Raw genomic sequence first — 12721 nt, 5'->3', positions numbered from 1 at the left:
TATGCATGGGGTGGCGGAGGGACCAAATTCTTGTGCCGGATATTCCTGTGACACTCTCCCATCATCGTCATCCCGGGCCTGACCCGGGATGACGACCTAAGTGAGTGAAGATGCCGTGGTGTTCAGAACAGCAGCGGCGCGTTGTCGGTCACTTCCTTCATCACGAAGAAGGTCCGTGTCTGCCGCACACCGGGCAGGGCGATCAGTTTGGAGCCGTGCATGACGTTGAAATCGGCAATGTCGCTGACCCGGATCTTCAGGAAATAGTCGAAATCCCCGGCCACCAGATGGCAGTCGAGGATAAAGGGCAGCTTGCTCACCGCCGCCTCGAATTCGCCGAAGCTTTCCGGCGTCGAGCGGTCCAGCACCACGCCAACCATGACCAGGGTGCCGCGCTCGACCTTCTCCGGCGCGATCTGGGCCCGGACCGAGGAGATGTAGCCGTCGGCGAAAAGCCTCTGCGTGCGGCGGTGGCAGGTAGCCGGGCTGGTGTTGGTCAGGGAGGCGAGTTCCGCATTGCTCAGCCGCCCGTTCTGCTGCAGGTGGCGCAGGATGTTGCGATCCGTTCGGTCAAGCTCGGCAGGCATGGTCATTTCTCTCATTTTATCGCAATTATTTGAGAGAATAATATTATCGATATCTGATCATCCTGTCCTTTACGGAATCAATGGCTTCAGAACGGAAGCACCTTCCGTTCGCTCTTTGCTAGCGTTCCGGCACCATTTCAAGCGCAAGGAGCCAGCCCATGAACCTTCAGAAATTCGAGCGCTACCCGCTCACCTTCGGCCCGACCCCGATCGAACATCTGCCCCGCATGACCGAGGCGCTCGGCGGCAAGGTCGAGATCTATGCCAAGCGGGACGACTGCAATTCCGGTCTCGCCATGGGCGGCAACAAGCTGCGCAAGCTGGAATATATCGTGCCCGACGCCATCGCCTCGAACGCGGACACGCTGGTCTCCATAGGCGGCGTTCAGTCGAACCATACCCGCATGGTCGCCGCCGTCGCCGCCAAGCTCGGGATGAAATGCCGGCTGGTGCAGGAAAGCTGGGTGCCGCACGAGGACGCGGTCTATGACCGGGTCGGCAACATCATGCTGACCCGGCTGATGGGGGCGGACAGCCGGCTGGTCGACGAGGGTTTCGATATCGGCATAAGGCAGAGTTGGGAAGATGCCATGCAGGAGGTCCGGGATTCCGGCGGCAAGCCCTACGGCATTCCGGCCGGCGCCTCGGTGCACAAGTTCGGCGGTCTCGGCTATGTCGGCTTCGCCGAAGAGGTCCGGGCCCAGGAGGCCGAGATGGGCATCACCTTCGACTATATCGTCGTCTGCGTCGTCACCGGCTCCACCCAGGCCGGCATGATCGTCGGCTTCGCGGCGGATGACCGGGCGGACCGGGTGATCGGCATCGACGCCTCGGCGACCCCGGTGCAGACCCGCGAGCAGGTCCGGCAGATCGTCGACAATACGGCGGAACTGGTCGAGCTCGGTCGCGCGGTGCGGGACGACGAGATCGTCATCCTGGAAGACTACGCCTATCCGGCCTACGGCGTGCCGAGCAAGGAGACCAGCGACGCCATCCGCTTCTCCGCCCGGACAGAGGCGATGATCACCGACCCGGTCTATGAGGGTAAATCCATGCAGGGCATGATGGATCTGGTGAAGACGGGTTATTTCCCGGAAGGCTCCAGGGTGCTCTACGCCCATCTCGGCGGCTCCCCCGCGCTGAACGGCTACAGCTACACCTACCGGAACGGGTAGGGTTTTTTGACCGCCGCCATCCCGCTCTTCGACCGGGATGACGGTTTCGTGGCCATACCACTTTCATCTTGACCCCCTATGGGGGAGTGCCTGTAAACAGGTCGGCTCCGCTGCGACGGGAATCTGTATTTCCACTCCGAGAGAGCCCGCATCCCATGAAAAAGATTGTCGCCGGGCTGGATTTCGGCACGTCCAATTCCGCCATCGGATATGCGTCCGGCAATGCTCTTGACCTCCATACCTTCGAGCATGGCGGCCAGTCCGTGCCGACCGCCCTGTTCTATGACGAGGAAGAGGGCGTGCTGGTCAGCGGGCACGACGCCGAGGTGCGCTTCCTGCAAGGCCATGAAGGGCGCTACCTGCGGGCGCTGAAAAGCATCCTGGGCACCAGCCTTGCCGATGACGCGACCCGGATGGGTGCCCGCTCCTGGCCATTCCGCTCCCTGCTTTCCAGTTTCCTGATCTCGGTGAAGAAGAGCGTCGAGCAGGCCGCCGGCGGGGAGATTGCCGGGCTTGTCGCCGGCCGGCCGGTGCGTTTCGTCGACGAGGACGACACCCGGGACGCGCGGGCGGAGGCCCTGCTGCGTGAGGTTCTGGAGGAGGTTGGCTTCGGGCCGGTGCATTTCGTCTATGAGCCTGTCGCCGCCCTGATCGACGCGGACGCGGCCATGCCGGACGCGGAGCATGTGCTGGTTGCCGATATCGGCGGCGGTACGTCGGACTTCACCCTGGCCCGCCGCTCTCCGGATGCCGCCGCCCGCGAGATCGCCGGGTTCGAGATCCTGGCCAGTCACGGCGTGCATATCGGCGGCACGGACCTCGACAAGCGGCTGTCCCTGAAGGCCGTGATGCCGGTCTTCGGCCATGGCACCGAGATGAAGGCGCTGACCTCGGACGTGCTGCTGCCGGTGCCGCCGGGCTATTACAGCGACCTCGCGACCTGGCAGAAAATCCACTTTTGCTATTCCTACGCCATGAAGCGGGATGTTCGCGCGGTGTTGCGCCAGGCGCTGGAGCCGGAGAAGGTCGCGCGCCTGTTGGAGCTGCTGGAACGCCAGCTCGGCCACCGGCTGGCAAATGCCGTGGAGGGGATGAAGATCGCCCTGAGTGACAGGGAGTTGGCGGCACTGGCCTTCCCGGACATGGCGGATCTGCCGGCCATCACAGTGGACCGGCCCGCCCTGGCACGTCATTTCGCGCCGCTCGAGCAGCGGGTCGCCGGGGCTGCCCGGGAGACCCTCGGCAGGGCCGGGGTGCGGCCGGAGCAGGTCGGCCATATCGTGCTGACCGGCGGCTCCACCCTGTTGCCCGACATGCGCCGGACCCTGATGGATGTGGTTCCCGCCGCCCGCATCGTGCCGTCCGACCCGTTCACGGCGGTGGCGAACGGCCTGACCAAGGCGGCGCAGAGGATGTGTGCGGCCGGCTGAGGCCGGAGTCCGCCCGCTACGGTGCCCTGGATCAGTTGCCGAACAGCTTCTTCAGGCCCTCGCCGGCCTTCTTCAGCTCGTTGCCGGCATCCTCGACCGCTTTCTTGGCGCCCTCTGTATCGGTCGGCAGCTTGCCGCCGGTCAGCGCGTCGAGATTCTGTTTCAGGCCCTCCAGGGATTTGCCGACCCCGAGCGTGGCCGCGGCCTGGCTGGCGGCGCTGGTCAGGGCCGCCATGACCTTCTCGGCCACCTGCTCGGGCGTCGCGCCGCCGGACTCCTTGCCGATGTCCCGCAGGGTGATGTCTGGCAGCCTGCCCTCGATCTGCCGGTCGCCGAGCACCGAGGCGGCCACCCGCACCGTGCCGCCGCGGATATGCAGGGTCTCGATGATGAGTTTCCGGCCGGCGGCGGCGCTCTCGCCGGGCTCGGCCCTGCCGGCAGACCCGTCTCCGGTGCTCTTCTTCACATTGTCCGAGATGACGCCGATATTGTTGCTGCCCGAAGCCAGCTCGTAGGTCACCATCGGCTTGTCCACGGCGATCTCGGTGATGACGATCACCGGCGCGCCGACGCTGGCGGTATCGAGCGCGACGCTGATGCCGCCGAGCGAGATGGCGCTGTCGCTCCTGTAGCCCGCCGGATTGCCGACCGTCAGCCCGCTGATCGCGGCGCGGCCGTCCAGCACCTCGATCTTCACCCCTGAGACGGTGACCGGCACGCCGGCGACCTCCGAGCCCTGGCTCTCGATCACGTCCTTGACCAGGGAGTCGAGATTGCCGAACACGAAGACGACGACGGCGACCACCGCCACCAGCAGGATGGCGGCGCCCGCGCCCAGAGCGATCAGCAAACGTTTCATCGTCAAACTCCCGGTTGGTGCGGACGAAATCGGCCGCGCGGCTGCAATGCCGTTCCGGCGCTGAGTCTAGTCGGGTTCCGGTTGAGAGGTCCAGCGCCGGAGGCATCAGGGCGGGTGGCGCGCCGCCATGGGCTTGGCGTGGCTGTCGGCGCATCCTGGGCGCTTTTCCGGAAGTGATGCGGGGCCGTCCCGTCCGGCCGGGCAGCGGCGCGCGGGCCATTTTTCCGGACCGCCGGTACGACGGTCGGGCATACGAGACGGGCGCACATGGAAAAATCGCTCTTATCCAGCAGCCCGGCGATCCGTTCATATCCTATTAAGACATCTGCTCTAGGGTTGGTTAATCCCGCAGTCACTTTTAACCTTCAAATACCGGTCCCATGCCACGCGAAATCCGAACGATAATCTTCAGCGACGCCGAACTGACCGGTGCGGTCGACTCATTCCGGCGGGTCCGCAAGGACCTTCTGCCGCCGGGTGCCGTGCATGGTGTCGAAGCCCATGAAGACGGCAACATTCTGGTCACCATCGAGGCGAAATTCGGTCCGAATGTTCGCAATGACAACTATATCCTGGAGCACAAGTTTGTGGTCGAGGCCTTGGTCCGATTCTGCATTGAAACCAATATCGTCATCCCGCGGGCCGGCAGCAAGAAGATGCGGCGGTCCGACACGGAATGGATTCTCGAAATCCAGCTGAAGAACAGCGAGATGGCCCATCACGCCGTCTTCTCGGGCACCGAGCAGGTGGCCAGGGTGCGCACGGGCATCTCCGCGAAGGCGGACACCTGAGGCGCCCCGGTCCCGTCTCTTGTCCCTGCCTGCCGGCGCCGCTCCCGCGGCGATGACGGCCATGTCCCCCTAATTCAAGGCCGAGCCCCCGATTCCGCTCCTGTTCCAATGGCGGGAAGAGGATTTCTCAGGCGTGCAGCGCGAACATCATCGCGTACAGCCCGGTATCCACGGAATTCGCGCCGCGTTCGGCAAGGCCGTCGACGATCCCCGCTTCCTTCAGGGCTGCTTCGACGAAGGCCCGGTCGGTGCCTTCGATCACGGCCGTGAACGGCGCCTCCCCGTCCGTGCTCCTGCGGATCGCCTGCTCGCCGGTTGCGGCCAGGGAGCGGCCCATATCGGCCTGCCAGTGCTGCACCCTGGTGATGCCTTCGCGGGTGCGCAGATCGTGCAGGGCGGCGCCGGCGAGCCAGCGGGCAATCGCCTCCGGGTCGCCCGTGCCCGGATCGTAGCGCACGGTCGCGACGACCGCGCCCAGAGCGTCGCCGCTGCAGAACCGCACCCGGCTGGTCGCGCGCACGAAATTGCGGAACTCCTGCATCATCCGGGAGGTCCATTCCGTCGGATGGTCGAGCGCATGGCGATAGACCGGATCGTCGAAACAGGCCAGCCGCTCGACATCGTAGGCCGCGAGATATCTGTGCTTGCCCCGTCCGAGCTTGCGATAGCGACGGCCGTTGCGCCAGCCCGGCATGCCGACCCGCTCCGGAATATGTTCGCGGTGGTACCACTCGCTGAATTCGGCATCGCTTTCAGGCGCCGCATCGCCCCATACCGCCATCACCGCGTCTGTCATGTGTGGGTTTCCTCCCGGTTGGCAGGATCAAACCGTCAAAATCGTCGACCCCGTCGTCTCCCGTGCCTCAAGCGCACGGTGGGCCTCGGCGGCATCCTTCAGGGCATAGGTCTGGTTGATCTCGATCTTCACGCCGTCACGGATCTTGTCGAACAACGCACCCGCAATATCGAGGGTCAATGCGCGCGTCGCCGTGTGCGGGGCGAGACCCGGGCGGGTGAAGTAGAGCGCCTTGCCGGCCAGCAGTTTCGGCTCGACCGCGGGTGCGGGCCCGGAGGCGGCGCCGAAATGCACCAGCGTGCCGAAGCGGGCCAATGCGCCGAGCGAGCCCTCGTAGACAGCGGCGCCGACACCGTCATAGACCACCGGAACACCCTCGCCGCCGGTGATCTCCATTACCCGGGCCTGGAAGTCGTCCCGCGTATAGACAATCGGGTGATCGCAGCCATGCGCCCTGGCAATCTCCGCTTTTTCATCGGATCCGACGGTCCCGATCACCGTGGCGCCGATCTTTTTCAGCCACTGGCAGGCAATCGTCCCGACGCCGCCGGCCGCCGCATGCAGCAGGACGGTCTGGCCGGCCTGCACCGGAAAGGTGCGGCGCAGGAGGTAGGACACCGTCAGCCCCTTCAGCATCGAGCCCGCGGCCTGTTCGTCGCTGATATCGTCGGGCAGGGGGATCAGCCGCTCAGCCGGGTAGATCCGTTGCTCGGCATAGGCGCCGGGCGTGCCCATGACATAGCCGACCCGATCGCCGACCTTGACGGTCTCGACATCCGCGCCGACGGCGTCGACGATTCCGGCGGCCTCCATGCCGATGCAGCCGGGCAGACCGAGCTTGTAGCCGCCGGAGCGCTGATAGACGTCGATATAGTTCAGCCCGACCACGGTCTGCCGCAGCCGCACCTCGCCCGGCCCCGGGTTGCCGACAGCGACCTCCTCAAGGCGCATCACGTCGGGACCGCCGTGCTCGTGGATGATGATTGCATGCGCCATGATGGTGGATCTCCCCGGAGCTCTTTTTTGATATTGGTCTGCGGATGATTGCTTTCCGCTTGTGACGCAATGTCGTCCCGGCCCGCTTCAGGGGTCAATGCACGGTTCCATGTGGCGGCAACAACACCATCATCCCGAATTTGACCGGTGATCTTGTGATGGCGGTTTCCGTGCGTTGATCTTGCAGGTCGCGGCTCTCCAGCAGGTATCACGAAAGCCGAATGGGGGGCGAAGACCTGGCCTCGCCGCCCGCCCTCTTCACCCGGTGTTGCCATCCGGGCGACGGTGCCTCTGTCTGGTCTCCTGGGCCGGGGAACCCGTATCCGGGGCCTGTGGCCAGTGCACGCGGTTGGCCGGGAGGTGCACGGTCACGGCGGTGCCGACACCGATCTGGCTGCGGATTTCAAAGTGACCGTTTATTGCCTTCAGCCGCCTGTCCACGACGGAAAGGCCCAGCCCATAGCCGCCGCTATTGGCAACGGTGGTGGCCTGGGCCCGATAGAACGGGAGAGCGATCCGATCGAGTTCGTCGTCCGCGATGCCGGGGCCCTGGTCCGAGACCCGGATCGACAGGCCGCCATCTGCCTGCCGGTCTGTTTCTACTGAGACCTGTCCGCCATGCGGGGAGAACTTGGCTGCATTGTCCAGCAGGTTCATCAGGATTGTGGTGATTGTGGCCTGCTCGGTCTGCAGTCTGGGAAGGAGGCAGTCGTCAGGAACGAGGAACACGAGGCTCTTGTCCTGCTTGGCTGTCCTGACAGCCTCAATGCAGCGCGAGATGCAGGCGTCCAGATCAACCAGCCGCTCCACGACCTCATCTGTTTCCGATCTTTCTTGAGCGACCTCGAGAATCTGCTCGACCAGATCCAGCAGGATGATGCCACTTTGCTGGATGGAATCGACATAATCGCTTTGCTTGTCTGTAAGCGGGCCAGTTATCCCATGCCGCATGGCATCGGAGAAACCGATGATCGCATTCAGCGGTGTCCGGAGGTCGTGACTGACTTCGGCCAGTATCCGGTCCTTCGTATTGTTTGCTATTTCAAGATCGGAGATGGCTTTGCGCAGGGCGCCTTCGGCATGCCTGCGGCTCTGCACTTCCTGGTTGAGCTGGTCGATGGTTTCGGTCAGGGTGACGAAACGCGAGGCGTCCTGCTCGGTCGAGAAGAAGCGCAATGCGACAACAGGCCCGCCGGCATCCTGAAGCCGCCAATGCTCGGCTTTCAGGAATTTCGTGCCGCTGCTCGTCTTGACCGAGGCGCGGAATGGCATCGGAGCCGTGCTTGACCGCGCCAGGATCAGCAGATCGGCCAGATGGCATCCTGACGGTTCCAGCCAGGTTCCTATTTCGTCCCCTGAGGAAGCGGAGCCGGTCAGGTCTCTGAATGCGGCATTCGACCAGGAGATCCTGCCGTCCCGTGCAACCGCGACAATCGGATCGGAGATCTCTTCCGCTATCCCGCGGCGAACAAGGTCACTCACTGCGCTCTCGCCCGAAATACTCGATCCCGTTTCCGGTTTTCCCGTCCGACTGTTTCAGCGACACGACGACCGAGCAACCCGCGTGTCCCAACGCAATGGACTCCTCGATCTCGACCCTTGCATAGCCGAGATTCTCGGCGGCAATTCGCCCAAAGACATTGGACGTCATCATGCAAAGCGCCGGCTTGCCTTCGACCGCAGCGCCAAAAGGGCATTTGCTGTTCTTCAGCACGACCTTCTCGTCGTCCTGCTCGACGACGTGGAAGTCCCCGCCGATCCGTGTCTTCAGATCGACCAGTGCATTGGCGACGTCTGGCCGTGAAAGAACGTCTTTCTCCAGATGATGTCGATAGAGCCTGTCGAGGCGGTCGCCCATCTTGGCGCCGATTATGGATATGAAACCCCTTGCGTCGCGCTCACCGACCACATCCTGAAGGGTTTCCGCGAGGTCAGAGATCATCCGCCGGAAGAATCCGTCTCTGTCGAGATCCGGTTCGGCCCCCGGCTGATCGTGTTGGCTCGTCATTGAAGCGTCCTTCTGATGCTGGATGTTGCAGTAATTCAGTCGGAACTATCACTCGATTATGTTCAGTCTCTCCGAGAGTCCATCACTCTTGAAACATACGCTGTCCGTTGTGGCCCGGTTCAGAAAGCAATCCGTCCCGGCCTCGCACAGCGGTGTTTTCGGCCACCCCCTGTGAGCACATGGCCTTGTCGGGAAACTTGAACGTATCAATTGTGAGTTAAAGCGATATTAATTTTTTGCAACTGCATCGACCGAAAGGCCTGATTGGCTGGTCTGTCTGATGCCTTGTTTTTTTTGGGAAATCTAAGATGGCAGGCGTGCCCCAGGAGCGGCTCTCCGCAAGCCATTGAGTAAAAAAGCAATCTAGAGTGTGGGTTGGAGCAGGCGGGTAAGTCAAAGGAACGTCCGACTTGATTCGCGATCTCGCGATGAAGATCTCCGCCCTGTGATCCCCGAGTTCCCTTCACTCCGGCCGGCCGGCATTTCCGGGCTTCGTTGCGCGCAGCCGCCGCCATCCGGATCAGGAACTGCGTGACCCGACGGCCTGGGCGCGATCCCGGGACGCGGCACTTTCCGGCCGGGATCAGGGCCGAATCGTCGGGGATTCCCGGCTGATTGACGCTGCCATGTGCTGATCTGCCCGGCCGTCGGTGCCCAGTCCGCCTCAACGGGAAAACGTGTGCTCTTCCATCCTCCTGTTCGTTTGCCGCGCGTGCCGCTGACAGGGGGAGCCGTGGCGCGCGCCTCCCCGGCGATGAAACGCGTTTCCGTGCTCGTCATAAAACTGTCATCGTATTAGTCTGCAGGGAACGCATCCATACGGATCGCCTCTGACTGTTCGCCCGAAGTCTGGCGGGCAGCGCACGGCGTTGACGGGAGATGCGGCAAAAACCGGTTGAAACAACCACTGTCTGGGGAAACGACAATGCGAAAATCAAAATCCAAATCACTGTTCGCGGGCGTAGCAGGGGCGCTCTCTCTGCTCATGGCCTCGGAAGCATGGGCCGCGACGGAGATCCAGTGGTGGCATGCCATGGGCGGCCGCAATGGCGAGCTCGTGAATGAAATCGCGGAGGGCTACAACGCCACGCAGTCCGAATACAAGGTGGTCCCCGTCTACAAGGGCAACTACACCGAGACGATGACCGGGGCGATCGCCGCCTTCCGGGCCAAACAGCACCCGCACATCGTCCAGGTCTTCGAGGTCGGAACGGCGACCATGATGGCCGCCAAGGGAGCGATCTATCCGGTCCACCAGATGATGGAAGAGACGGGGACCGCGTTCGACCAGGCGGACTATCTGCCGGCGGTGATCAGCTATTACACCACGCCCGACAACAAGCTGCTGTCCCTGCCGTTCAACAGCTCGACCCCTGTGCTCTGGTACAACAAGGACGCGCTCGACAAGGCCGGCGCAACGCCGCCGAAGACCTGGGCCGAGGTGATGGATGCCTCCGAGAAGCTGGTCGCCTCCGGGATGAAATGCGGCTTCTCCTTCGGCTGGCAATCCTGGGTGATGATCGAGAATTTCTCGGCCTGGCATAATCTGCAGATCGGCACCAAGGAGAACGGCTTCACCGGCCTCGATACCGAGTTCACCTTCAACAACGACCATGTCGCCGGCATGCTGCAGCAGATCGCGGACAGCCAGTCCAAGAATCTGTTCCAGTATGGCGGCCGGCGCGGTGAAAGCCTGCCGATGTTCACCAACGGTGAATGCGGCATGTGGATGAACTCCTCGGCCTATTACGGCAGCATCGTGAAGCAGGCCAAGTTCAACTTCGGCCAGACCCTGCTGCCGCTGAACACGGATGTGGCCAAGGCCCCGCAGAACTCGATCATCGGCGGCGCCACGCTGTGGGTTCTCGCCGGCAAACCGAAGGGCGAGTACAAGGGAGTTGCCGAGTTCTTCAAGTACATGGCCTCCCCGGAAGTGCAGGCCCGCTGGCACCAGGAGACCGGATACGTTCCGATCACCACGGCCGCCTACGATCTGTCGCGGAATCAGGGGTTCTATGACAAGAATCCCGGCACGGACACGGCGATCCAGCAGCTCAGCCTGAACACGCCGACCGCAAATTCGAAAGGTCTGCGCTTCGGCAACTTCGTTCAGGTCCGCGACATCATCAACGAGGAGATGGAAGCGGTCTGGGCGGGCTCCAAATCGGCGAAGGATGCCCTCGATACCGCGGCGGCGCGAGGAAATGCGCTGCTTCGCAAGTTCGAGAAAGCCAACGACTGACGTGACCGGGCGTCCCGCCGCCAGCTAGGCGGGATGCCGGGAATGCGGTGGAGCCGGCGATGGCTGGCCGGCTCCACCCGATCGTTTTGCAGGAAATAACTCCGTGATCAAACGCGTTACCTTCAGAAACTTGTGGCTGCCTTACGTGCTGTTGGCGCCGCAGCTTCTGATCACCTTTGTCTTTTTCATCTGGCCCGCGGTGCAGGCCCTGTACCAGTCGCTGCTGGTGGAGGATGCGTTCGGCCTGTCGACTGAATTCGTCTGGTTCGAGAATTTCGAGGACCTGTTCGCCGATCCGCTCTATCTGGAATCGTTCTGGATCACCGCGATGTTCAGCCTGTCGGTCGCGGCCGTCTCGATGGGCATCGCGCTGCTGCTCGCGGTCATGGCGGACCGCACCATCAAGGGGGCCTCGACCTACAAGACCCTGTTGATCTGGCCCTATGCCGTCGCCCCCGCGGTGGCCGGCGTGCTCTGGTTCTTCATGTTCAATCCGGTGGTCGGCATCAATGCCTACCTGCTGCGCTCCATCGGATACGAATGGAACCATTATCTCGACGGCGGAGACGCCATGACCCTCGTGGTGATCGCCGCGTCCTGGAAGCAGGTGGCCTACAATTTCCTGTTCTTTCTGGCCGGCCTGCAGGCGATCCCCCGCTCGCTGATCGAGGCGGCGGCGATTGACGGGGCGGGTCCGGCGAAAAGGTTCTGGACCATCATCTTCCCGCTGTTGTCGCCGACCACCTTCTTCCTGCTGGTGGTGAACGTGGTCTATGCCTTCTTCGATACCTTCGGCATCATTCATGCGACCACCGAAGGCGGCCCCGCGGGCGCCACGCAGATCCTGGTCTACAAGTTGTTCAGCGACGGCTTTATCGGGCTCGATCTGGGCGGATCCGCGGCCCAGTCGGTGATCCTGATGACCATCGTCATCAGCCTCACCGTGGTGCAGTTCCGCTATATCGAGCGGAAGGTGGAATACTGATGGTCGAGAACCGCCCCTTCCTCACGGTGCTGTCGCACCTCGTCGTGCTCCTGGGCATCGCCATCACGGTGCTGCCGATCTGGATCACCTTCGTTGCCTCGACCCATCCGATCGAGGCGATCATGGACGGCACCATCCCGATGTGGCCGGGTGATCGCCTGTTCGAGAATTACGGCACCGTGCTCGGCGCGGGCGTGGAGGACGCCGGCGGCATACCGGTCGGGGTGATGCTGTTGAACAGTCTCATCATGGCTCTGTCGATTGCGCTGGGAAAGATCGCGATCTCGCTGATCGCCGCCTTCGCGATCGTCTATTTCAACTTCCCCTTCAGGATGACCTGTTTCTGGATCATCTTCGTCACCCTGATGCTGCCCGTCGAGGTCCGCATCATGCCGACCTTCCAGGTGGTTGCCGATCTGGGGATGCTGAATTCCTACGCCGGTCTCAGCCTGCCGCTCATCGCCTCGGCCACGGCGACCTTCCTGTTGCGGCAGTTCTTCCTGACGGTCCCGGAGGAGCTGGCCGAGGCGGCCCGGATCGACGGCGCCGGGCCGTGGAAGTTCTTCGTCGACATCCTGCTGCCGCTGTCCCGGACCAATGTGGCGGCCCTGTTCGTGATCCTCTTCATCTATGGCTGGAACCAGTATCTGTGGCCCCTGCTGATCACCACCGATGAGAGTTTCTACACGGTGGTCATGGGCATCCAGCGGATGGTGCAGGCAGCGGAGTCGCTGCCGCTCTGGAACCTGGTGATGGCCACCACCATGCTGGCCATGGTCCCGCCGGTGATTGTGGTCGTCGTCATGCAGAAGCTGTTCGTCAAGGGCCTCGTGGAAACAGAAAAGTAGGAGT

The 12721-nt window shown here is 63.0% G+C and carries 12 protein-coding genes; 6 read left to right on the top strand and 6 right to left on the bottom strand.

The features are described from left to right. Window positions 1-122: 122 nt before the first annotated feature. A complete protein-coding gene (locus RH950_RS08330) occupies window positions 123-587 on the bottom strand; it encodes an Lrp/AsnC family transcriptional regulator (RefSeq protein ID WP_502889747.1) in 465 nt (154 codons plus the stop codon). 158 nt (window positions 588-745) lie between these two features. On the opposite strand from RH950_RS08330, the gene RH950_RS08325 reads away from it, so the two are divergent. Next, window positions 746-1762 (top strand): 1-aminocyclopropane-1-carboxylate deaminase, encoded by a 1017-nt coding sequence (locus RH950_RS08325; RefSeq protein WP_350055607.1) that lies wholly within the window; start codon window positions 746-748, stop codon window positions 1760-1762. A gap of 155 nt (window positions 1763-1917) precedes the next feature. Then, window positions 1918-3192 (top strand): Hsp70 family protein, encoded by a 1275-nt coding sequence (locus tag RH950_RS08320; protein ID WP_350055605.1) that lies wholly within the window; start codon window positions 1918-1920, stop codon window positions 3190-3192. Window positions 3193-3223: 31 nt separating this feature from the next. Here the strand turns inward: RH950_RS08320 and RH950_RS08315 are convergent, their stop codons facing one another. Beyond that, window positions 3224-4051, bottom strand: coding sequence for an AsmA family protein (locus tag RH950_RS08315; RefSeq protein WP_350055603.1), 828 nt, complete (start codon window positions 4049-4051; stop codon window positions 3224-3226). Between the two features lie 380 nt (window positions 4052-4431). Here RH950_RS08315 and RH950_RS08310 point away from each other — a divergent pair, with 380 nt between their 5' ends. Then, a complete protein-coding gene (locus RH950_RS08310; RefSeq protein WP_350055601.1) occupies window positions 4432-4842 on the top strand; it encodes a hypothetical protein in 411 nt (136 codons plus the stop codon). A gap of 127 nt (window positions 4843-4969) precedes the next feature. Here the strand turns inward: RH950_RS08310 and RH950_RS08305 are convergent, their stop codons facing one another. The 4 genes from RH950_RS08305 to RH950_RS08290 all read right to left on the bottom strand — a co-directional run bounded on the left by RH950_RS08305 (window position 4970) and on the right by RH950_RS08290 (window position 8642). After that, on the bottom strand, window positions 4970-5638 hold the full coding sequence (locus RH950_RS08305; protein ID WP_350055599.1) for a hypothetical protein: 669 nt from the start codon (window positions 5636-5638) through the stop codon (window positions 4970-4972). 27 nt (window positions 5639-5665) lie between these two features. Then, the gene (locus tag RH950_RS08300) at window positions 5666-6634 is read right to left on the bottom strand and encodes a quinone oxidoreductase family protein (RefSeq protein WP_350055598.1); all 969 of its coding nucleotides are present in this window, start codon (window positions 6632-6634) and stop codon (window positions 5666-5668) included. A gap of 258 nt (window positions 6635-6892) precedes the next feature. Further along, on the bottom strand, window positions 6893-8116 hold the full coding sequence (locus RH950_RS08295) for a PAS domain-containing sensor histidine kinase (RefSeq protein ID WP_350055596.1): 1224 nt from the start codon (window positions 8114-8116) through the stop codon (window positions 6893-6895). Beyond that, on the bottom strand, window positions 8109-8642 hold the full coding sequence (locus RH950_RS08290) for a methanogen output domain 1-containing protein (RefSeq protein WP_350055594.1): 534 nt from the start codon (window positions 8640-8642) through the stop codon (window positions 8109-8111). Before RH950_RS08290 ends, RH950_RS08295 begins: the two co-directional genes overlap by 8 nt. A 925-nt stretch (window positions 8643-9567) precedes the next feature. Between RH950_RS08290 and ugpB the strand changes: the two genes are divergently transcribed. From ugpB to ugpE, 3 genes are all read left to right on the top strand, one after another. Beyond that, window positions 9568-10884, top strand: coding sequence for a sn-glycerol-3-phosphate ABC transporter substrate-binding protein UgpB (ugpB, locus tag RH950_RS08285; protein ID WP_350055592.1), 1317 nt, complete (start codon window positions 9568-9570; stop codon window positions 10882-10884). Between the two features lie 103 nt (window positions 10885-10987). Then, window positions 10988-11869, top strand: a complete 882-nt coding sequence (gene ugpA / locus RH950_RS08280) for a sn-glycerol-3-phosphate ABC transporter permease UgpA (RefSeq protein ID WP_350055590.1) — start codon at window positions 10988-10990, stop codon at window positions 11867-11869. Continuing rightward, window positions 11869-12717: a sn-glycerol-3-phosphate ABC transporter permease UgpE gene (gene ugpE, locus RH950_RS08275; protein ID WP_350055588.1), complete on the top strand. Its 849-nt coding sequence runs from the start codon at window positions 11869-11871 to the stop codon at window positions 12715-12717. Before ugpA ends, ugpE begins: the two co-directional genes overlap by 1 nt. Window positions 12718-12721: the final 4 nt, after the last annotated feature.

This window comes from Nisaea sp. (assembly GCF_040217065.1).
Taxonomy (GTDB): Bacteria; Pseudomonadota; Alphaproteobacteria; order Thalassobaculales; family Thalassobaculaceae; genus Nisaea.
The sequence above is the reverse complement of the archived record's forward strand: the minus strand, read 5'-3'. Positions and strand labels throughout refer to the sequence as shown.